We start from the raw sequence: 18,935 nt of genomic DNA on the forward strand, positions 1-18,935 counted from the left end.
AACTCGGAACGTTCACCACAACTGACTTATAATGCGTCAACTATTCACTTTAGGTGATGTATGGAGCTGGCACAGATACGCATGTTCAAGACCATCGCCGAGGTCGGCAGCATTGCCCGGGCAGCCGAATTGTTGCATTGCGTGCCGTCGAACATCACGGCACGGATCAAGTCCCTGGAAGCGGAACTGGGAGTCGCGCTGTTTCTGCGCGAGGGCCGAGGGCTGCGAATCAGCCCTGCGGGGCAGACCTTTCTGGCTTATGCCTCGAGAATTCTCGCCCTGACGGCTGAAGCCAAGCGCGCAGTGGACCCTTCGGCCGAGCCGTCCGGGCCGTTGCGCATTGGCGCCATCGAGTCTTCGGCGACCGGTCGATTGCCGCGGCTGCTGGCGAAATTCCACAAGCGTTTCCCCGCCGTTGCGCTGGAACTGACCACCGGCACCTGGAGCCAATTGCTCGATGACACCCTCAACCATCGGCTCGACGGCGCGATCGTCGCGGTGGATGTCGAGCGCGCACACCTCAAGCGCACGCCGATGTACCGCGAGGAGCTGCTGCTGATTGCCTCGACATCCCTGGGGCCAGTACGGGACATCGCGGATTTGCAGGACAAGACCGTGTTCATGTGGCCTCAGGGCTGTCCCTACCGGGCGGCGCTGGAGCATTGGTTGCTGCGGCAGGGCCAGGCGTTGCCGATTGTCAGCCTGGCCAGTTACGGCGCGATTGTTGGCTGCGTCAGTGCCGGGGCGGGTGTCGCGCTGGTGCCAAAAGGCGTGTTTGATCAGTACGCCAAAGGGGCGGGTTGCGCGGGGTATGAGTTCCCCGAGCTGACGGCGATCGACAACCTGTTTTACTGGCATGAAAACGCCGGGGTTCACCCGGCGCGGGAAGCGTTTGTGGGGATGTTGCGTGATGAGTTTTTGCCGGGATAGGTGGTGAACCTGAAAAACACCCCTCACCCTAACCCTCTCCCCAGGGGGCGAGGGGACTGACCGAGTTGTCGAGTCGAAATATGGCGACCTGAAACTCCGAGTCGAACTCAGGTTTGAAAGGCTTGAAGATCGGCTCCCTTTCCCCCTCTCCCCCGTGGGGAGAGGGCTGGGGTGAGGGGTGGATCTAAGCGACACCCACATCCCGCATCAACAATCCAAACCGCAAATCCACCGCATCCGGAATCGGCAGGTACACGGTGTGCCCATCCCCCGGCGCCACCTCGATCGGCTCGCCTTTGACGTTTTGCAGCTCATGTAAGTCGAACTGGAAGTTGCCCTTGGGTGTCATCAGTTCCATGTAGTCGCCCAGACCAAATCGATTCTTCACCTTGATTTCCGCCATCCGGTCACGCCGCTCGCCGGTCAGTTCGCCGACAAACTGCTGCCGCTCCGACACCGAACTGCCGTGCTGGTAGTTCTGGTATTCGTCATGCACGTGTCGACGCAGAAAACCTTCGGTGTAGCCGCGCTGAGCGAGGGATTCCAGATCCGTCATCAGGCTGCGGTCGAACTCGCGACCAGCCACCGCGTCGTCGATCGCCCGGCGGTAAACCTGAGTGGTGCGTGCACAATAAAAGTGGGATTTGGTCCGGCCCTCGATTTTCAATGAGTGCACACCCATCTGTGTCAGGCGCTCGACATGCTGCACGGCACGCAGGTCCTTGGCGTTCATGATGTAAGTGCCGTGTTCGTCTTCAAAGGCCGGCATCAGTTCGTCAGGCCGGTTGGCTTCCTGCAACAGGAACACCTGGTCGGTCGGGGCGCCGATGCCCAAGGTCGGTTCGGGCTGGAAGGCCTGAACGATCTCGCCGAGCTGATTTTCCGTGGCCTCTTGCGCCGAATATTTCCAGCGACAGGCATTGGTGCAGCTGCCCTGATTGGCGTCGCGCTTGTTCATGTAACCCGACAACAGGCAGCGACCGGAATAGGCCATGCACAAGGCGCCGTGGACGAACACTTCCAGTTCCATGGCCGGGACTTGCTCGCGGATTTCGGCGATTTCTTCCAGGGACAGTTCTCGCGACAGGATGATCCGGCTCAAGCCTTGTTGCTGCCAGAACTCGACGCTGGCCCAGTTCACCGTGTTGGCCTGTACCGACAAGTGGATTGGCATCTGCGGGAAATGCCGGCGAACCAGCATGATCAGGCCTGGATCGGACATGATCAGCGCGTCCGGCGCCATGGCAATCACCGGTTCCAGATCCCTGAGGAAGGTTTTCAGTTTGGCATTGTGCGGGGTGATGTTCGCCACCACATAGAAGCGTTTTCCCTGAGCCTGGGCCTCTTGAATGCCGAGGGCCAGATTGGCGTGATCGAATTCGTTATTGCGCACCCGCAGGCTGTAGCGCGGCTGACCGGCGTACACCGCATCGGCACCGTAGGCGAAGGCATAACGCATGTTTTTCAGGGTGCCGGCGGGGGCCAGTAGTTCCGGGGTAGCAGGGGTCATGGCGGTATCGATCGCAAAAGCCGCCGAGCGTAAGCGGCTTGCCCTCGGGGTTCATTGATCTGGATCTATGCTTGATGAACAAACGGATGGCACTCGCGCGAACCGTGGCGGACTAAGCATCAGGATGGCTCTTGAGTACAAGAGCATGCGCCCCTGCGAACTGACATGGATCGGACATGAACGAAGAGACACCGCAAGACAAATCACTGGTGATCTTGCTAGGGCTGGTCACCGCCGCTTTCATCTGGATTCTGCTGCCGTTTTACGGCGCGGTGTTCTGGGCGGTGATCCTCGGCATCCTCTTCGCGCCCCTGCAACGGCGACTGCAACTGAAGTTCGGCTGGGAGCGCAACCTGACGTCGCTGCTCACCCTGGGCACCTGCCTGGTGATCGCGATCCTGCCGGTGATCATCCTCAGTATCTTGCTGGTTCAAGAAGGGGCCGCGCTGTACAAGAGCATCGAAAGCGGCGAACTGGACATCGCCGGGTATGTGACGCATTTCAAACACAGCCTGCCGCCGTACTTCCAGCACTTGCTCGATCGGTTCGGGATCGGCGAGTTGGACGGGCTGCGGGAGAAAATCATCAAGAGTGCGGTGACAGGCAATGAGTTTATCGCCACGCAGGTTTTCAGTGTCGGCCAGGGCACCTTCGAGTTTGTGGTGAGCTTTCTCATCATGCTCTACCTGCTGTTCTTCTTTCTGCGGGACGGTGCCGAACTGGCACGCAAAGTTCGCGCGGCTGTGCCGCTGCGGGAAAACCAGAAACGCCGTTTGCAACTCAAGTTCAACCGCGTAGTGCGAGCCACGGTGAAGGGCAACCTGCTGGTGGCGATCACGCAGGGTACATTGGGCGGTTTGATTTTCTGGTTTCTGGATATTCCGAGCGCGTTGCTCTGGGCGGTGCTGATGGCGTTTCTGTCGCTGTTGCCAGCGGTGGGGGCGGGGATCGTCTGGGCGCCGGTGGCAGCGTTTTTCCTGTTCGCCGGGGCGATCTGGCAGGGCGTGGTGCTGGGGCTATACGGGATTTTTGTTATCGGCCTGGTGGATAACGTGCTGCGACCGATCCTGGTGGGCAAGGATACCAAGATGCCGGACTATCTGATCCTGATCTCGACCCTTGGCGGTCTGGCGATCTTCGGCCTCAATGGTTTTGTCATCGGGCCGCTGATCGCTGCGCTGTTCATGTCGAGCTGGGCCATCTTCATTGAAACCAAGCCGCGGGTGCAGTTGCCTTAAGCGCCGAGTTGGCCTGGGCCGATGCGTTGCGACAGTGCCTGGGCGGCCGGCAGCGAGGTGAGCGGGCCGCTGATCGGTTCGCCGTCCTGCACCAGGTACCAACAGGCGAGCAATCCTAGCTCTCTGAGTGATGCGGGAACGGCGCTGCCGATAACGGACATGATCTGAACCTGGGACATAAGTACCTCCATCAATCTATGGAGCTACCTTACGGGCCGGACGCTTGAACGAACAATCAACGCTTTCGATAGTCGTCATTGATGCCAATGAGTTATCGGTTCAGTCGACCACCAGATCCAGCATATGAACCACTTCCTGCTCGTTGAGCAGGCCTTTTCGCACCAGGTTTTCTGCCAGCAGCGAAAGAAACTTGGCGCTGCGATGGCCTTCCAGGTGCTTGAGTTCGGTCAGTGCGTTGTACACCTTGCTGGAAGTGCACAAGCCGACAATGCGGTGCGGGTTTTGCGTGGGCATGAGGTCGTCCTTGTTTTTATCAACCTGTTGTTAACGGACAGTTCCAGTATTGCGGACCTGACATGGCATAAATATGACCGTTTTCCCCAAAGCGGAGGAAGGGTGGTCGAGTCAATCTTGCCAACTTGAACCGCAAAGACTGTCCCGACAGCGACCTTGGCGAGATTTATCCAGACCTCTACCGACGGACGGTCACAAAAAAGGCCCCGCTGTTGAGGCGGGGCCTGATGATTCTGCTACCAGCGGCCATAACCGTGGGGAGGGCCGTAGTAACCGCGCGGTGGACCGTAATAACCACGTGGCGGGCCGTAGTAAACCGGCGGCGGGCCGTAATAGACCGGTTGTTGCACGTAGACCGGTGCCGGCTGGTAATAAACCGGTGGCGGTTGCACGTAAACCGGCTGAGGCTGGTAATAAACCGGTTGCTGTACATAGACCGGCCGATTGCTGTTGATGAGGGCCGAACCGACGATGGCTGTGCCAACGATCGCGCCAAATACCGCCGGTCCTTCCCAACCGTGACCGCCGTGACCGCCGCCAGCCTCTGCCTGTCCTGCGATAGCAAGAGCACCGATCAGCAAGGCTACTGTGGGGATTTTACGGATCATGATAGTTCCTCGGTTCTTCGCCCCGGCGCTTGTGTCTGCAATAGACCCAAGGATTGTCGCGGGGATACATCTAAGACAGCGTTTTTTTGAAAATCAGCACAGCCGTTGGGTAAATTTTGTGTAAGGTCTGTACCAGCTTCTTTACGGGCCGATGAGGCTGCGTACAGACACACCATTATGATCGATCAGACCCGTTGGAATGGCTAATCCCGTCCATCTGAAAGTGCTTTTAAAGGAGATTTTCATGCAGATGAACCCCAACAGAGACACGCAGCTGTGCATGTCGCTTGCCGCACGTCCCGGGAATTTCGGCCTGCGGTTTCACAATCATCTGTATGAGCAACTGGACCTGAACTTTTACTACAAGGCCTTCAGCAGCCAGGATCTGCCAGGCGCCGTTGGCGGCATTCGCGCCCTGGGGATTCGTGGTTGCGGCGTGTCGATGCCATTCAAGGAGGCGTGCATTGCCCTGGTCGATGAACTGGACGCCTCCGCTGCGGCCATTCAATCGATCAACACCATCGTTAACACTAACGGCCATCTCAAGGCGTACAACACCGACTACATCGCGATCGCCCAGTTGCTCGTAACCCATGAGGTGCCAAAGGCATTCACCTTTGCCCTGCGCGGCAGCGGCGGCATGGCCAAAGCGGTGGCCAGTGCCTTGCGCGATGGTGGCTACAAAAATGGCCTGATCGTTGCCCGTAATGAGCGTGCCGGACGCGCCTTGGCCGAATCGCTGGGCTATCAATGGCAAGCGGAGCTGGGCTTGGAGCGACCGCAGATGCTGATCAACGTCACACCGATAGGCATGATCGGCGGCCCCGAGGCCGATCAGCTGGCGTTCGATGCTGAAACCATCGCTGCTGCCGAGACTGTCTTCGATGTAGTGGCAGTCCCCTCGGAAACACCGTTGATTGTGCGCGGTCGTGCTGAACGCAAACAAGTGATCACCGGGCTGGAAGTGATCGCGATCCAGGCGCTGGAGCAGTTCGTGCTGTACACCGGCGTGCGGCCGACCGATGAGCAGTTTCACAAAGCCGTGGAATTTGCCCGCGGTAGCCTTGGCTATCCTGGTGCCCGGCAAACGAAGACTTGACGTCCCATCAAACCGAGACTGAGGTGACTCATGCATTCTGCCATTCTTAATCTGGATCAGGCCGAACTTGAGCCGTTGCCCGAAGCGTTTGCCCCTACGGGAGACACCGCCGACCGCTATCGGCAGCGGCAGGCGCGCATCGGCCAGCAACTTGGCGCGCAGAGGCTGGGTTATCGCCTGTACGCGCTGGAGCCGGGGATGCGTGGCAGCCCGTTTCACAGTCATCGGGTTAACGAGGAGATGTTTTACATCGTGGCCGGGGAAGAGGAGATTCGCTTGGGCACCGAGCGCTTTTCCGTTCGCGCCGGTGATGTCATTGCCTGCCCGCCGGGCGGCCCTGAAACCGCGCACCAGATCATCAACACCAGCAACGCTGAGCTGCGCTACCTGGCGGTCAGCACCCAGCAATCACCCGAGATTTGCGAGTACCCGGATTCTGGCAAGTACGCTGTGATGGACGACTTCAAGGTCGACGCCGAGGGCAATGCCTCGGGCTTCGTTGCCGTCGCCCGGCCGGCCGACGGCGTGGATTATTGGGACGGCGAATAATCGCGCGCTGTTTATTCGAGGCGGGCCAGACGTTCTTCCAGCGCCGCAATTCGTGCCTCAAGCTCTTCGATCCGCTCAACCGATACGCCACCACCCGCGCCACGCTCGGTCGGGTTCTGCCGTGCCGCCAGGATCACTTCGATGTCCGCCGGGTCGCCCAAGGCGTGCATGTAGCGGTCTTCCCGCTGCCCAGCCTGGCGCGGAATCAGCAGTGCCAGATCGCGAGCAATCAGCCGTTCCAGTTGATGCACCACTTGTTCGGCATCTTCGAAGTCATGCATGCGGCCGCTGCGGGTCAGCAGTTCATTGACCGTTTGTGGGCCGCGAAGGAATAACAGCCCCGTCAAAATCACCTGAGCGGGCACCAATTCCAGTGCCTTGTCGACCTTATGCTCCCAGCGGTCCGCACGGCTGCCCATCACCAGCTTGGTAAAACCGCGACCTTCGAGGGCGCGCAGACTTTGGCCGACCTGACCCTGGGTGAGGTTCATCACCGGTTCACGGCTGGTTTTCTGGTTGCAGGCAATCACCAGCGCATTGAGCGTCAGCGGATAGGTTTCCGGGCTGGTGGCCTGTTTCTCGATCAACGAGCCCAGTATGCGGATTTCCGTGCTGTTAAGCCGCGGCTCGTCTAAGGTCATCTCTTGCTCAGTACTCATGGTTCTTTATCCTTCCCAGGGGCAATTTTTTCTCCTGCTGGCATGCACTTTAGATTGACGTGTGTCAATGGCAACTGAATTCGTCACGACTTATTGGCAATCGTCACAAAACCTAAATGAATAATTAACGCTTTTTTTACAATCCGACGAGCAACGTATGCATCGCCGAGAACTGGCGGGACTTATTGTGGGCATCTGGCCGTTCTCCCATCGACGATACAAGCCTTATTGACTGGACTATGGAGCAAAGCATGAAGCTGACGTGGGTATTGGCCAAAAACAGTGCGCTGACCGGCGCGTACTCCCTATGACCGTTCTGGTCACTGGCGCTGCCGGTTTCATTGGGTATCACACTGTTAAGCGTTTGTGCCTGGAAGGTCTTGAAGTCATCGGTATCGACAACCTCAACGACTATTACAGCGTTGAGCTCAAACGCGCGCGGCTCAACGAGCTTGCATCCTTGCCAGGCTTTCGTTTTCAGACCCTGGATATCGTCGACAAACCGGCTTTGATGGCGTTGTTCAAAGAACATCGTTTTACCGAGGTTGTGCACTTGGCGGCCCAGGCGGGTGTTCGCTATTCACTGGACAACCCGGACGTCTACGCGCAATCGAACCTGGTGGGTTTTCTGAATGTGCTGGAAGCGTGCCGTCACTATCGCCCCGAGCATCTGATCTATGCATCAAGCAGTTCGGTGTACGGTACCAATAGCAAAATGCCGTTCAGTGTCGAAGACGCTGTCGATCACCCCATTTCACTGTACGCGGCCAGCAAACGTGCCAATGAGTTGATGGCTCACAGCTACTGTCATTTGTATGGTCTGAAGGCCAGCGGCCTACGCTTTTTTACCGTTTACGGACCTTGGGGGCGCCCCGACATGGCGCTGTTCAAGTTCACCGAAGCGATCCTCAACGGCTTGCCGATCGATATCTATAACCACGGCCAGATGGCGCGCGACTTCACCTACATCGACGACATCGTCGAAAGCATCGCCCGTCTGCGCCCACGGCCGCCGATCCCGGACGGGGAGGGCGACGGCGTTAACCGGATTTTCAACATCGGGCGTGGCATGCCGGTAGCTCTGCTAGAGTTCGTCGATTGTCTGGAGTCGGCGCTGGGGATCAAAGCGCAGCGCAACTTTCTACCACTGCAGCCTGGCGATGTGGTCAAGACTTGGGCTGACGTGTCGGCATTGACCCAATGGGTCGACTTCCACCCTCAGGTGACGGTGGAAGCGGGTGTAGCGGAATTTGTGAAGTGGTATCGCCACTTTTATCGGAGATGAAATGTTCGCCCTTGATAATAAGACACCAAAAGGAATAAAGGGGGGACCCTATGAGTCATGAAGTTTTTGTATCTGTACTGATTCCGGCAAAAAACGAAGCGAACAACTTAAAGCCCTTGATTGAAGAAGTGCGCACGGCCTTGGCCGACGAGGCGTACGAAATCATCGTCGTGGACGATGGCAGTACCGATGCCACCTTGCACGAATTGCGGCAGATCAAAAACAGCGGCCTGAACACGCTGCGTATCCTGCGTCATGAGCGTTCGCTTGGGCAAAGTACCTCGCTTTACCATGCGGCACTGGCTGCCAAGGGGCAGTGGCTGGCCACGCTCGATGGCGATGGCCAGAACGATCCTGCGGACATCCCCGGGATGTTGGCGTTGGTGCGTGGTGGACAGGGGATGGTCGGCGTTCAGTTGGTGGCCGGGCACCGGGTCAACCGCCGCGACAACGCGAGCAAACGCTGGGCTTCACGGTTTGCCAATGGATTGCGCAGCCGCATGCTCAAGGACCAGACACCGGACACCGGTTGCGGATTGAAGTTGATCGAACGGGCGGCGTTTCTGCGCCTGCCGTACTTCGATCATATGCATCGGTACATTCCTGCACTGATCCAGCGCCACAACGGCCGAATGATCACCCATCCGGTCAACCACCGTCACCGCACATCCGGGGTCTCCAAATACGGCAACCTCGACCGTGCCCTGGTGGGCATTCTCGACCTGATTGGCGTCTGGTGGCTGATCCGGCGCACGCGCCTGAACGCCAATGCGCAGGAAATCGATGGATGAATCTCTCCCGTGAAACCCTGTGGCTGGTGGTCGGCTTCGCCGGCCAGATAGCCTTTACCGGTCGCTTCGTCCTGCAGTGGCTGTACAGCGAATACAAGAAACGCAGCGTGATTCCAGTGAGTTTCTGGTACCTGAGCATCGTCGGTAGCGCCCTGCTACTCGCTTATGCCATTTACCGGGAGGACCCGGTATTTATTGCCGGTCAAGCCTTTGGCTCGATCGTTTATCTGCGCAATTTGCAGTTGATTGCTCGCAGCAAACACTTAAAGGACTGAGTCATGCGCAGAACGTTATCACCCCGGGTCGAATGCTTGGGTTTGATGTTACTCGCCTTGGTTTTGATCGGTGCCGGGCTGTGGCTACGTCAGCCGCAGAATGTCGACGAGGAGCGATTCCTTGGCGTTGCGCTAGAGATGCTGCAGCACGGCTCGTGGCTGATTCCGCACCGTGCGGCAGAGATCTACGGTGACAAACCGCCGGTTTTCATGTGGACAGTGGCGTTCTTTGCCTGGCTCACCGGTAAACCCGCCATCGCCCTGTACCTGCCGGGTCTTCTATCGGCCGTGACGGTCACCGCAGTGGTCTATGATCTGGGCCGCCGGTTATGGCATCAACGTGCCGGTCGGACGGCGGCGCTCTTGTACCTGGCGACTTATCAGACCTACAGCATCCTGCAGACCGGCCAGATCGACAGCTTTTTGATTCTGTTCACCTCCGTGGGCATGTACGGTCTGGCGCGGCACCTGTTGCTCGGGCCGGCCTGGCGCTGGTTTTACCTGGGCTGCGCCGCCATGGGCATTGGTGTGATCACCAAAGGGGTTGGCTTCGTCCCGGCCCTGATGCTGATTCCGTATGCCTACGCGGTGCGCAAAGGTTGGCCCGGTGTGGTGGCCATGCCGGGCGAGGCGCGCAAGTGGCTGCTGGGACTGTTGGTCATGCTGGGCGCCATCGCGATCTGGTTACTGCCCTTGGCCTTGTCCATCGCGCTCAATGGCACTGCTGACGAGGTCGCCTATGCGCGAGAAATTCTGCTGCGCCAGACCGCGGGACGCTATGCCGCCGCCTGGGACCATCGCGAGCCGTTCTGGTATTTCTTCGTTCACGTGATCCCGCAATATTGGCTGCCATTGGTACTCGTGTTGCCGTGGCTGGTGCCCGCTTGGCGCCGGCAACTGCGCAAGCACGACGGCCGAGTGCTGGTGCTGCTGGGCTGGGTCGTGCTGGTGGTACTGTTTTTCTGTATCAGCAGCGGCAAGCGCAAGTTGTACATCTACCCGGCGCTGCCCGGGCTGGTGCTGGTGGCTGCACCGCTGATTCCCTGGTTGCTCAAGCGCTGGTTCAGTCAGCGTCCGCGTGGTCGGCGAGTATTCCAGGCGCTGGTCGTGACCTGGTTTGCGCTTTGGATTGCCCGCGGTTTCATCGAACCGATCAAGGACGGCCCCAACCCTCATGAGGCGATCATGGCGCAGGCGGCGACCATGACTCAAGGCGCCGACCTGGTGTTGGTCAATTGGCGCGAGGGTCATTGGCTGTTCGCGCGACAGCCGATCGTGCACTTCGGGATGGCCGGCTCCACGGTCGAACAGGCGGCCCAGTGGCTGCGCGACCACCCTCAGGCGTACGCCTTGGTCCCCGACGAACTGTTGAGCCAGTGTTTCAATCCCCAGGCCGCGCGTGAGTTGGGCGAAACCTCCCGTGCACTCTGGTCGATCGTCGGCGCCGATGCCGATAACGGCCAATGTCATCCGGGGCAACCCGTCAACGTCTATCGATTTACTTGGGACCGCAAAAAATCATGAGCAAAACATGGAAGGCTGGAATTCTGCTTGTCGCCGCGCTGGTCGGCGTTAGCGTGGTTTCCGTTCATTTTGGCTGGCACGGGCAGTTGTACGCGCACTGGCATAACAGCTGGTATGGCAATCAGGCGCCAGACAAAAATATCTGGCTGCCAGACTACAAGGTCATGATCGAAGGCAAACCGATCCCGGGCATCACCGATTTGTCCGGTCTCGCCTATGACCCTGAACACGACCGCTTGTTGGGTATCACCAATGGTTCGCCGATGGAAATTCTGGCGCTGACCCGTGACGGCGATTTGCTCGAACGCTACCCATTGATCGGTTTCGAGGACACCGAAGGCATTGCTTACATGGGCAAAGGGCGGGTGGTCATCGTTGATGAACGGCTGCAGCGGCTGCACATTTTCACCCTGCCGGACACCCCTGGTCCCATCCGTGCAGAGCAAACCCAATCACTCGCCATTGAGATCAACCTGAGCGAGCATAACAAGGGGTTTGAAGGTGTGACCTATGACCCGGCCAATGACCGCATCTTCGCCATCAAGGAGCGTGATCCGCGGCAATTGTACTCAGTCACCGGCATGCTCGGCTCCATTGGCAGCCGATTGCAGATCCGTATCAAGGACTTGACGACCTGGGTTGACCGCGGCGTGTACAGCAAAGACCTTTCCGAGGGTTACTACGATCCTCGGACCGGTCACTTACTGTTGCTAAGCGAACAGTCCAGCAACCTGACCGAGCTGGACCAGCAGGGTAACTTCGTCAGTATTCTCTCCCTGCGCGCCTTGGCGGGTGACCTCAAGCATACGCTGCCACAAGCCGAAGGCATGACCATGGACAACACTGGCGAGCTTTACATTGTGAGCGAGCCCAACCTGTTTTACCGGTTCACTCAATCGAAGGCCGGTCTGTCGGCGAGTGCAGAAAAACACTGATCAAGTTGAAGTTTTCATGCCGGTGAGGGGCTAACGTGCGCAGATCGCTCAGAGGTTGCGCTGCGTTTCCCCTGCCGGATAAAAGACCCGCCGCAGTGGGACCGTGCATGGCTATAATCGGCCCACGTTTCCCTCCTGTCACCACACGAGACTGCCATGACTATTTCCCTGTACGCCGCTTCCGTTCCGGTTTTCAAACAAATGCTCAACGCCCTGAGCGACGTTTTGAACAAGGCCGAAGCCCACGCCACGGCCAAGAACATCGATCCAAACGCTTTCCTGCAAGCCCGTCTGTACCCGGACATGTTCCCGCTGGTCCGTCAGGTGCAGATCGCCGTTGATTTCGCCAAGGGCGTTTCCGCGCGTCTGGCCGAGATCGAACTGCCGAAGTATGACGACACCGAAACCACCTTCGCCGAGCTGCAAGCGCTGATCGCCAAGGTGCTGGCCTTCATCGGCGAGATCAAACCGGAACAGATCGACGGCAAGGAAGGCATCGAAATCATTACCCGTCAGGGCACGCCTAAAGAGAAGCGCTTCACCGGCCAGGCTTACCTGCTGAGCTACGGTCTGCCGCAATTCTTCTTCCACGTCACCACCACCTACGCACTGCTGCGTCACAACGGTGTGGAAGTGGGCAAGCGCGATTATATGGGCGCGTTCTAAACCACATAGCGTAAAAAAGCCCGCCAAGGTGTGAACCTTGGCGGGCTTTTTTTGGTGAATCAAAAGATCGCAGCCTCGTTTCACTCGACAGCTCCTACAGGGGTAAGCATTTCAATGTAGGAGCTGTCGAGTGAAACGAGGCTGCGATCTTTTGATCTTTGTTACGCCAAACGCTGGGCTTTCTCGTCTTCACCGAGGCAAGCAGCGGCGGTGAACAGCACGTCAGTGGAGGAGTTCAGCGCGGTTTCCGCGGAGTCCTGCAGCACACCGATGATGAACCCGACGGCCACCACCTGCATGGCGATTTCACTGGGGATGCCAAACAGGCTGCAGGCCAGTGGAATCAACAACAACGAGCCGCCCGCCACGCCCGAAGCGCCACAGGCACAGATCGCCGCGACGATGCTCAGCAGGATGGCGGTCGGAATGTCCACGGCGATGCCCAACGTATGCACGGCCGCCAGGGTCAGCACGGTAATGGTGATCGCCGCGCCGGCCATGTTGATGGTCGCGCCGAGCGGGATCGAGACCGAGTAGGTGTCTTCGTGCAGGCCCAGGCGCTTACTCAATTCCAGATTGACCGGAATGTTCGCCGCCGAACTGCGGGTAAAAAACGCAGTGATACCGCTTTCGCGCAAGCACGTAATCACCAGTGGATAAGGGTTGCGACGCAGCTTCCAGAACACGATCACCGGGTTCATCACCAGCGCCACGAACAGCATGCAGCCCAGCAGCACCGCCAGCAGATGCACGTAGCCGATCAAGGCACCGAAACCGGAGGTGGCGAGGGTCGAAGCCACCAGGCCGAAAATGCCCAGCGGCGCAAAACGAATCACCAACCGCACGATTAACGTCACGCCATTGGACAGGTCACCCAGCACTTCGCGCGTCGTGTCACCGGCATGGCGAATGGCAACGCCCATGCCAATCGCCCACGCCAGAATGCCGATGAAGTTGGCATTCATCAGCGCACTGACCGGGTTGTCGACCACGCTCAACAGCAAGCTCTGCAGCACTTCACTGATACCGCCCGGCGCGGTGACCGCAACATCGTGCGTCGCCAATACCAGGCTCGACGGGAACAATGTACTGGCGACAACGGCCACCACCGCCGCCGCGAAAGTCCCCAGCAGATACAGAAACAGAATCGGCCGGATGTGGGTTTCCTGGCCGTGCTTATGGTTGGCAATCGAGGCCATGACCAGCACGAACACCAGAATGGGGGCGACGGCTTTCAGGGCTGATACGAAGACTTTGCCGATAAACGCCGTGGACTTTGCCACCTCCGGCGCGAACAGGGCCAGGGCAATCCCGGCGAGCAGTCCGATGATGATTTGTGTGACCAGGCTCAAGCGTTTCAGGCGTAACCATAGAGAAGGGGATGAAGCGGTCATAAAACGGCATCTCTGATTTTTTTAGGTGCGGGGGTATCGCGACATCAATGCCAATCAATGGCCGATGAATAAGGTGTACGTATCGCGGGGCGCGGACTTTATCACAGCGTGGCCGTTTTCCTTCAGACCTGTGACGATCTGCCGCCCGTGGGGTCAACGAGATCGGCAGGTTCGTGCAACCCTGATCAGAAACACTCTGTTAAGATTCGCCATCCTCATTTTCAAGTCATGCCAGTGGGCCTTCGGGCTATCGCTGGTGTCGTCGTTTTCTGGAGTTCTGCATGCTGTTGCCCATCCTTCTGTTGTCCGCTGCCGGTTTCACGGTGCTGACCACCGAATTCATCATCGTCGGCCTGTTGCCGGCGATCGCTCGAGACCTTGAAGTCAGCATTCCTCAGGCGGGTTTGCTGGTGACCTTGTTCGCCTTCACGGTCGCCGCATTCGGGCCGTTCCTGACCGCCTATTTCGCAAGGTTCGAGCGCCGCAAATTGTTCATCTCGGTGCTGATCATGTTTGGCCTGGCCAACACCCTCGCGGCGTTTGCGCCGAACATCTGGGTGATGGCCATTGCCCGGTTGATTCCGGCACTGGGCTTGCCGGTGTTCTGGGCGCTGGCCAGTGAGACGGCGGTGGGCATCGTCGGGCCGGATTACGCTGGCCGCGCCATCGCCAAGATCGGATTCGGGATTGTCTGCGCCACGGTGTTCGGCATTCCGGTGGGCACATTGATCTCCGATGCGTTCGGTTGGCGCAGTGCCTTCGGCATTCTGGCGGTGGTCGCGTTTGCCAAGGCATTGCTACTGTTTATCTACCTGCCGAAAACCAATCTGCATCAGCATCAGGTGAGCTTTCGCTCGCAGTTCAGGATCCTGCGCAGCCCGCTGATGGTAGGGCATGTGCTGCTGTCGATCCTGGTGTTCAGCGGCATGTTCACCGCTTATACCTACCTGGCGGACATTCTTGAGCGCCTGGCCGGTTTCAACGGCACGGTGGTCGGCTGGTGCCTGATGGGCTTCGGCGCGGTCGGCTTGATCGGCAACTCATTGGGCGGCCGCGCGGTGGATCGTCATCCGTTGATCGCCTCGATGATGTTCTGCGCGTTCATGATCGCCGGTCTGGTGGCGTTGGTGCCGAACATTCATTCGCCGCTCGGTCTTGCGGCTGCGATGGGGATCTGGGGTGTGACTCAGGCGGCGTTGTTCCTGGTCAGCCATGTGCGATTGATGAAGGCTGCACCCGAAGCGCCGGCGTTCGCGGCATCGCTGAACATTGCCGGGGCTAACCTCGGGATCGGCCTGGGCGCCATGATCGGCGGTAGGGTCATCGACGGTGTAGGCCTGCAAGGTCTTGGTTTCGCGGCAGCCGCTTTTATCCTCGCCTCGATCCTCTTGGCCATCGCGTTGATGACCTTCAAGCCCCGCGAAGTCTGCGCCTGACGCTTCACATCTCGGTAAACAGCTCGCGTCGGGCACCTTCGGTAATGGCGACAATGCCGGGGTGCTTGACCTTGCGTTCCACCGAAATGGCGTAGAACGACTCGGTCACCGCGTCGGTCTGGCCAATCAGCTCCACGCCGTATTGGCGTTTCACTTCATCGGCAATCACGCTCGGGCCGATGAAAATCCCGCTGCCGGATTGGCCGAAAGCCTGCATCAATGCGCTGTCGTCGAACTCGCCGACGATGCGCGGCTGGATCTGCTGCTCGGCAAACCAGCGCTGCAAGCGACTGCGCACCACGGTCTCCGGCCCGGGAATCAGCAGCGGTGCGCCGTGCAGGCTGCGGGGGAAATCCTGACCGTACTGCGCCGCCAGTTCATCGGTGGCGAAGAAGCTGATCCCGCATTCCCCGAGTTTCTGACTGTAGCCCTTGATGTCCAGGTGCGAGGGCATCGGGCTGTCGGAGATCACCAGGTCGAGACGCTGGATCGCCAGATCGGCGAGCAAACGTTCGAGTTTGTCTTCGCGACAGGTGATGCGCAGCGGCTCGCTCAATTCCATGGTCGGCGCAATCAGCCGATAGACGATGGATTTGGGCACCACGTCGGCCACACCCACTCGAAACAGAATCTGCTGTTCGTTGGGCTGTGCTCGCAGCATCAGCTCCAGTTCGCCGCCCAGCTGAAACATTTGCTCGGCGTAGGGCAGGGTCTGACGGCCGGCCTCAGTGAGTTCAAGTTGCCGGCCAACCCGGCGAAACAGCTCGATACCATAGGTTTGTTCGAGCAGGGAAATCTGCCCGCTGATGGTCTGCGGAGTCAGGTTCAGCTGCTCGCAAGCGCGCACGATGCTGCCGGTTTTGGCCACCACCCAGAAGTAATGCAGCTGTCGGTAGTTCAGCATGTTGTTGAAATCCCCTGTTCCTACATGCTCACGCAAGATTTTCAAATCTGGATTCGTAAAAACCGAAGTATAGCCGCTAAAAATACGAATTTTCCTGAAGTGTTCGCCTCCCTAGAATGCCCCGCTATCGACGGGTGGCCTTTTCGGCCCTGTCTGTTCTATCGAGGAAAGCATCATGAAGCTTAAAACCACGGCACTGTTGATCACGTCTTTACTGGTCTTGGCCGGTTGTGACCAGGCCGAAAAAAGCGCTCAGCAACTGATGGGCAAGGCTGCCGAAACCGCCAAACAAGCGATCGACGACACCCACAAAGCCGCAGAGCAGGCAATCAGTGATGCCACTGGCGGGCTGATCAGCAAGAAAGAACAACCGGCCAAAGAAACGGACAAAACCGAATCTACGTCCCAGGAAATCTAAACCGTCTACAACGAGTCAGGACTGACCCATGGAATACCTTTTAGAACTTGCTGCAAGCCCCACCGCGTGGGTCGCTCTGGCCACATTGATCGTCATGGAAATCGTGCTCGGCATCGATAACCTGATCTTCATTTCGATCCTGACCAACAAACTGCCCGAGCAGCACCGGCAGAAGGCGCGGCGCATTGGTATCGGCATGGCGCTGATCCTGCGATTGGCACTGCTGAGCACCATCGCGTTCATCGTCCAGTTGACTGAGCCTGTGATCGATATCTTCGGCCACGCGTTCTCCTGGAAGGACATGATCCTGATCGCCGGCGGCCTGTTCCTGTTGTGGAAGGCGACCACCGAGATCCATCACAGCATGGACCCGGCGCCGGAAGATCCGAAGTCGGCGACCTCGGCCGTGACCCTGGGCTTTGCTGCCGCCATCGGTCAGATCCTGATGCTGGACATGGTGTTCTCCATCGACAGCATCATTACCGCTGTCGGCATGACCGAGCATTTGCCGATCATGATCATCGCGGTGGTGGTGTCGGTACTGGTGATGTTGCTGGCGGCTGATCCTCTGGCCAAGTTCATCAACGACAACCCGACGGTGGTGATGCTGGCGCTGGGGTTCCTGATCATGATCGGCATGACGCTGATCGCCGAAGGTTTCGGTGCCCACGTACCAAAAGGCTACGTGTATGCGGCCATGGCGTTCTCGGCAACGATCGAGGGTTTGAACATGATGTCGCGACGGGCAAAGCAGAAGCGTATTACCGCTGAAGCATAACCTGCGTTCAACGAAACGGCCGCCTGCGCTCGAAAGAGCCCAGGCGGCCGTTTTTGTTTGCGCTACACAACGGTGTCGTTCAGTGCGCGGTCACGTGGTGTGCTTCGGTTGTATCGGTTTTCGCCACCGGCGTCGACTGAGCCGGATGATGGTGCCGGCGGGTAATTCGCAGGACTCCCCATAACATGGCGGCGGCAACGGACAGCCAGCCAGAAATCAACATCACAATGGTCATTGTCAGGCTCATCAGTGCCTCCTCTTCGCCCTGCTGCGGGCACACACACTTTGCACATGTCAGTCTAGTCGCTGCCTTGTTTCAGGCTATTGACCAAAGGTCAGCTGTTACCAATCAGTTCGCTCTATCGAATGCACTCATCTGCCGTTTAAGGCTATACCGCTGCCGCGCGGCGTCCTATGATCGACGGCCAAGCCGGGAGCGCGAATGCCTGGCGTCTGAATCAAGAGAGTGATGATGGTGCGGGTATTTTCTCGAATTCGATCTTTAGTGCTGGTCGTTGGCTGCGTTGCAGGTCTGGCAGGCTGCGCGGGGAGTGTGACGCCTGAAATCAAGCGCCTGCCGGAGCGTGTCGAGCTCAGTGGTACGTTCTACCGTGGCGTGGCGAATCAAAGCGGGCCGCAAGTGCTGGCCAGCATGTTGTCCCGGCAAGGCGTTGTGATTACGCCTGGTTTGCTCGAAAAGCCACTGCATTTGCCAGGTGCCGAAGCCCAGTTGCAGCAGAACATGCAAAACCTCGCTCGCGAGTACGGCATGGTCGTCTATCCCCTCGACAGTAATCTGCCTGCACTGTTGACCCAAGTGGCGGCCGGTTACCCGGTGATGGTGCGCTTCACTGAAGGCTCGGCGTTCTGGGCTGAACCTCGTTACGCCATTCTCGCCGGGTACAACCGTCAGAAGCAGACAGTGCTGCTGCGCTCGTGCATGAATCGTCGGGAGTTGATGGGTTTCGGTTCCTTTGAATCGGCCTTCAAGGACGCCGGCGGCTGGGCCGTGCTGATCCAGAAGCCGAATCAGCTGCCGGCCAACGTCGATCAACAGCGCTGGCTCAAGGCGGCGAGTGATCTGGGGCAGGCAGGCCAGGAACGGGCAGCCGTGCGTGCAAAGCAGGCACTGACCGCGCAGTAAAGTTCCGTTCGTCATTTTGCATGGCACCGCCATGCGCGCTGGGTCTCTAAAGAGTAGGGCCCGGATTTCTCCGGGCCAGACCCAAGGAGGCGCCCATGGCACATTCCACTACCCCCGTCGGCCCGCATTCGTCTGAGCATTCTTCGGGCGATGAGTTGGGGTTCGATCCCGATTCGCCGGACCTCGCTGATCCTCAGGTCGACCCCATCGGACCTGCCAAGGCCCCCAGGGATGTGAAGCCGGGCGACAACACCAAGGCTCCAGCGAAGCCTTACGATCCACTTGCCAATCTGAAACCTTGAGCCTTAGAGAGGTGCG

Annotated in this window: 22 protein-coding genes and 1 pseudogene; 15 read left to right on the plus strand and 8 right to left on the minus strand. The window is 58.6% G+C overall.

Going from position 1 to position 18,935, the window contains the following annotated elements; genetic code table 11:
* Positions 1-60: 60 nt before the first annotated feature.
* Positions 61-930 (plus strand): LysR substrate-binding domain-containing protein, encoded by an 870-nt coding sequence (locus ACYZTW_RS10065; RefSeq protein ID WP_462004731.1) that lies wholly within the window; start codon positions 61-63, stop codon positions 928-930.
* 184 nt (positions 931-1,114) lie between these two features.
* On the opposite strand, the gene trhP is transcribed toward ACYZTW_RS10065, so the two are convergent.
* Entirely contained in the window at positions 1,115-2,440 is a 1,326-nt protein-coding gene (trhP, locus tag ACYZTW_RS10070; RefSeq protein WP_462004732.1) for a prephenate-dependent tRNA uridine(34) hydroxylase TrhP, read from the minus strand.
* Between the two features lie 176 nt (positions 2,441-2,616).
* On the opposite strand from trhP, the gene ACYZTW_RS10075 reads away from it, so the two are divergent.
* Positions 2,617-3,678, plus strand: a complete 1,062-nt coding sequence (locus ACYZTW_RS10075; protein WP_462004733.1) for an AI-2E family transporter — start codon at positions 2,617-2,619, stop codon at positions 3,676-3,678.
* Here the strand turns inward: ACYZTW_RS10075 and ACYZTW_RS10080 are convergent.
* The 3 genes from ACYZTW_RS10080 to ACYZTW_RS10090 all read right to left on the minus strand — a co-directional run bounded on the left by ACYZTW_RS10080 (position 3,675) and on the right by ACYZTW_RS10090 (position 4,760).
* Entirely contained in the window at positions 3,675-3,857 is a 183-nt protein-coding gene (locus ACYZTW_RS10080) for a hypothetical protein (RefSeq protein WP_462004734.1), read from the minus strand. The two genes, ACYZTW_RS10075 and ACYZTW_RS10080, sit on opposite strands and share 4 nt — an antisense overlap.
* 100 nt (positions 3,858-3,957) lie before the next feature.
* Positions 3,958-4,152, minus strand: a complete 195-nt coding sequence (locus tag ACYZTW_RS10085; RefSeq protein WP_003179723.1) for a hypothetical protein — start codon at positions 4,150-4,152, stop codon at positions 3,958-3,960.
* A gap of 236 nt (positions 4,153-4,388) precedes the next feature.
* Positions 4,389-4,760 carry a hypothetical protein gene (locus ACYZTW_RS10090; RefSeq protein ID WP_462004735.1) on the minus strand — a complete coding sequence of 124 codons (372 nt, stop codon included), beginning with the start codon at positions 4,758-4,760 and terminating at the stop codon, positions 4,389-4,391.
* Between the two features lie 244 nt (positions 4,761-5,004).
* Here ACYZTW_RS10090 and ACYZTW_RS10095 point away from each other — a divergent pair, with 244 nt between their 5' ends.
* Complete coding sequence (locus ACYZTW_RS10095; protein ID WP_462004736.1) at positions 5,005-5,859, plus strand: shikimate 5-dehydrogenase; 855 nt, start codon at positions 5,005-5,007, stop codon at positions 5,857-5,859.
* A gap of 30 nt (positions 5,860-5,889) precedes the next feature.
* Positions 5,890-6,408 (plus strand): cupin domain-containing protein, encoded by a 519-nt coding sequence (locus ACYZTW_RS10100; protein ID WP_462004737.1) that lies wholly within the window; start codon positions 5,890-5,892, stop codon positions 6,406-6,408.
* Between the two features lie 11 nt (positions 6,409-6,419).
* Here the strand turns inward: ACYZTW_RS10100 and ACYZTW_RS10105 are convergent, their stop codons facing one another.
* Positions 6,420-7,067: a YceH family protein gene (locus tag ACYZTW_RS10105; RefSeq protein WP_046047590.1), complete on the minus strand. Its 648-nt coding sequence runs from the start codon at positions 7,065-7,067 to the stop codon at positions 6,420-6,422.
* Positions 7,068-7,374: 307 nt separating this feature from the next.
* Between ACYZTW_RS10105 and ACYZTW_RS10110 the strand changes: the two genes are divergently transcribed.
* From ACYZTW_RS10110 to ACYZTW_RS10135, 6 genes are all read left to right on the plus strand, one after another.
* Entirely contained in the window at positions 7,375-8,352 is a 978-nt protein-coding gene (locus ACYZTW_RS10110; RefSeq protein ID WP_462004738.1) for an NAD-dependent epimerase, read from the plus strand.
* Between the two features lie 50 nt (positions 8,353-8,402).
* On the plus strand, positions 8,403-9,143 hold the full coding sequence (locus ACYZTW_RS10115; RefSeq protein ID WP_462004739.1) for a glycosyltransferase family 2 protein: 741 nt from the start codon (positions 8,403-8,405) through the stop codon (positions 9,141-9,143).
* A complete protein-coding gene (locus ACYZTW_RS10120; RefSeq protein WP_008148397.1) occupies positions 9,140-9,418 on the plus strand; it encodes a lipid-A-disaccharide synthase N-terminal domain-containing protein in 279 nt (92 codons plus the stop codon). Before ACYZTW_RS10115 ends, ACYZTW_RS10120 begins: the two co-directional genes overlap by 4 nt.
* Positions 9,419-9,421: 3 nt before the next feature.
* A complete protein-coding gene (locus ACYZTW_RS10125; protein ID WP_462004740.1) occupies positions 9,422-10,942 on the plus strand; it encodes an ArnT family glycosyltransferase in 1,521 nt (506 codons plus the stop codon).
* On the plus strand, positions 10,939-11,877 hold the full coding sequence (locus ACYZTW_RS10130) for an SdiA-regulated domain-containing protein (RefSeq protein ID WP_462004741.1): 939 nt from the start codon (positions 10,939-10,941) through the stop codon (positions 11,875-11,877). Before ACYZTW_RS10125 ends, ACYZTW_RS10130 begins: the two co-directional genes overlap by 4 nt.
* A gap of 156 nt (positions 11,878-12,033) precedes the next feature.
* Positions 12,034-12,543, plus strand: a complete 510-nt coding sequence (locus ACYZTW_RS10135) for a DUF1993 domain-containing protein (protein WP_462004742.1) — start codon at positions 12,034-12,036, stop codon at positions 12,541-12,543.
* A gap of 161 nt (positions 12,544-12,704) precedes the next feature.
* On the opposite strand, the gene sstT is transcribed toward ACYZTW_RS10135, so the two are convergent.
* Entirely contained in the window at positions 12,705-13,937 is a 1,233-nt protein-coding gene (gene sstT / locus ACYZTW_RS10140) for a serine/threonine transporter SstT (protein ID WP_462004743.1), read from the minus strand.
* 281 nt (positions 13,938-14,218) lie between these two features.
* Between sstT and ACYZTW_RS10145 the strand changes: the two genes are divergently transcribed.
* Positions 14,219-15,373 (plus strand): MFS transporter, encoded by a 1,155-nt coding sequence (locus ACYZTW_RS10145; protein ID WP_462004744.1) that lies wholly within the window; start codon positions 14,219-14,221, stop codon positions 15,371-15,373.
* 4 nt (positions 15,374-15,377) lie between these two features.
* Here the strand turns inward: ACYZTW_RS10145 and nhaR are convergent, their stop codons facing one another.
* Positions 15,378-16,277 carry a transcriptional activator NhaR gene (gene nhaR / locus ACYZTW_RS10150; protein ID WP_462004745.1) on the minus strand — a complete coding sequence of 300 codons (900 nt, stop codon included), beginning with the start codon at positions 16,275-16,277 and terminating at the stop codon, positions 15,378-15,380.
* A 175-nt stretch (positions 16,278-16,452) separates the two neighbouring features.
* Here nhaR and ACYZTW_RS10155 point away from each other — a divergent pair, with 175 nt between their 5' ends.
* Together ACYZTW_RS10155 and ACYZTW_RS10160 are read left to right on the plus strand one after the other, a co-directional pair.
* Positions 16,453-16,695 carry a hypothetical protein gene (locus ACYZTW_RS10155; protein ID WP_046047583.1) on the plus strand — a complete coding sequence of 81 codons (243 nt, stop codon included), beginning with the start codon at positions 16,453-16,455 and terminating at the stop codon, positions 16,693-16,695.
* Between the two features lie 28 nt (positions 16,696-16,723).
* A complete protein-coding gene (locus ACYZTW_RS10160; protein ID WP_462004746.1) occupies positions 16,724-17,473 on the plus strand; it encodes a TerC family protein in 750 nt (249 codons plus the stop codon).
* A gap of 79 nt (positions 17,474-17,552) precedes the next feature.
* Here ACYZTW_RS10160 and ACYZTW_RS10165 read toward each other — a convergent pair whose 3' ends face one another.
* Entirely contained in the window at positions 17,553-17,720 is a 168-nt protein-coding gene (locus ACYZTW_RS10165; RefSeq protein ID WP_462004747.1) for a hypothetical protein, read from the minus strand.
* Between the two features lie 167 nt (positions 17,721-17,887).
* Between ACYZTW_RS10165 and ACYZTW_RS10170 the strand changes: the two are divergent.
* Positions 17,888-18,617: pseudogene (locus ACYZTW_RS10170) on the plus strand (peptidase C39 family protein).
* 95 nt (positions 18,618-18,712) lie between these two features.
* On the plus strand, positions 18,713-18,919 hold the full coding sequence (locus ACYZTW_RS10175; protein ID WP_008148414.1) for a DUF6021 family protein: 207 nt from the start codon (positions 18,713-18,715) through the stop codon (positions 18,917-18,919).
* Positions 18,920-18,935: the final 16 nt, after the last annotated feature.

This window comes from Pseudomonas sp. LB3P25, assembly GCF_054897985.1.

Excerpts from the sequence above, each read along its gene's own strand:
- ACYZTW_RS10065 (WP_462004731.1), top strand. The coding sequence starts at position 61 with ATGGAGCTGGCACAGATACGCATGTTCAAGACCATCGCCGAGGTCGGC.
- trhP (WP_462004732.1), bottom strand. The coding sequence starts at position 2,440 with ATGACCCCTGCTACCCCGGAACTACTGGCCCCCGCCGGCACCCTGAAA.
- ACYZTW_RS10075 (WP_462004733.1), top strand. The coding sequence starts at position 2,617 with ATGAACGAAGAGACACCGCAAGACAAATCACTGGTGATCTTGCTAGGG.
- ACYZTW_RS10080 (WP_462004734.1), bottom strand. The coding sequence starts at position 3,857 with ATGTCCCAGGTTCAGATCATGTCCGTTATCGGCAGCGCCGTTCCCGCA.
- ACYZTW_RS10085 (WP_003179723.1), bottom strand. The coding sequence starts at position 4,152 with ATGCCCACGCAAAACCCGCACCGCATTGTCGGCTTGTGCACTTCCAGC.
- ACYZTW_RS10090 (WP_462004735.1), bottom strand. The coding sequence starts at position 4,760 with ATGATCCGTAAAATCCCCACAGTAGCCTTGCTGATCGGTGCTCTTGCT.
- ACYZTW_RS10095 (WP_462004736.1), top strand. The coding sequence starts at position 5,005 with ATGCAGATGAACCCCAACAGAGACACGCAGCTGTGCATGTCGCTTGCC.
- ACYZTW_RS10100 (WP_462004737.1), top strand. The coding sequence starts at position 5,890 with ATGCATTCTGCCATTCTTAATCTGGATCAGGCCGAACTTGAGCCGTTG.
- ACYZTW_RS10105 (WP_046047590.1), bottom strand. The coding sequence starts at position 7,067 with ATGAGTACTGAGCAAGAGATGACCTTAGACGAGCCGCGGCTTAACAGC.
- ACYZTW_RS10110 (WP_462004738.1), top strand. The coding sequence starts at position 7,375 with ATGACCGTTCTGGTCACTGGCGCTGCCGGTTTCATTGGGTATCACACT.
- ACYZTW_RS10115 (WP_462004739.1), top strand. The coding sequence starts at position 8,403 with ATGAGTCATGAAGTTTTTGTATCTGTACTGATTCCGGCAAAAAACGAA.
- ACYZTW_RS10120 (WP_008148397.1), top strand. The coding sequence starts at position 9,140 with ATGAATCTCTCCCGTGAAACCCTGTGGCTGGTGGTCGGCTTCGCCGGC.
- ACYZTW_RS10125 (WP_462004740.1), top strand. The coding sequence starts at position 9,422 with ATGCGCAGAACGTTATCACCCCGGGTCGAATGCTTGGGTTTGATGTTA.
- ACYZTW_RS10130 (WP_462004741.1), top strand. The coding sequence starts at position 10,939 with ATGAGCAAAACATGGAAGGCTGGAATTCTGCTTGTCGCCGCGCTGGTC.
- ACYZTW_RS10135 (WP_462004742.1), top strand. The coding sequence starts at position 12,034 with ATGACTATTTCCCTGTACGCCGCTTCCGTTCCGGTTTTCAAACAAATG.
- sstT (WP_462004743.1), bottom strand. The coding sequence starts at position 13,937 with ATGACCGCTTCATCCCCTTCTCTATGGTTACGCCTGAAACGCTTGAGC.
- ACYZTW_RS10145 (WP_462004744.1), top strand. The coding sequence starts at position 14,219 with ATGCTGTTGCCCATCCTTCTGTTGTCCGCTGCCGGTTTCACGGTGCTG.
- nhaR (WP_462004745.1), bottom strand. The coding sequence starts at position 16,277 with ATGCTGAACTACCGACAGCTGCATTACTTCTGGGTGGTGGCCAAAACC.
- ACYZTW_RS10155 (WP_046047583.1), top strand. The coding sequence starts at position 16,453 with ATGAAGCTTAAAACCACGGCACTGTTGATCACGTCTTTACTGGTCTTG.
- ACYZTW_RS10160 (WP_462004746.1), top strand. The coding sequence starts at position 16,724 with ATGGAATACCTTTTAGAACTTGCTGCAAGCCCCACCGCGTGGGTCGCT.
- ACYZTW_RS10165 (WP_462004747.1), bottom strand. The coding sequence starts at position 17,720 with ATGAGCCTGACAATGACCATTGTGATGTTGATTTCTGGCTGGCTGTCC.
- ACYZTW_RS10175 (WP_008148414.1), top strand. The coding sequence starts at position 18,713 with ATGGCACATTCCACTACCCCCGTCGGCCCGCATTCGTCTGAGCATTCT.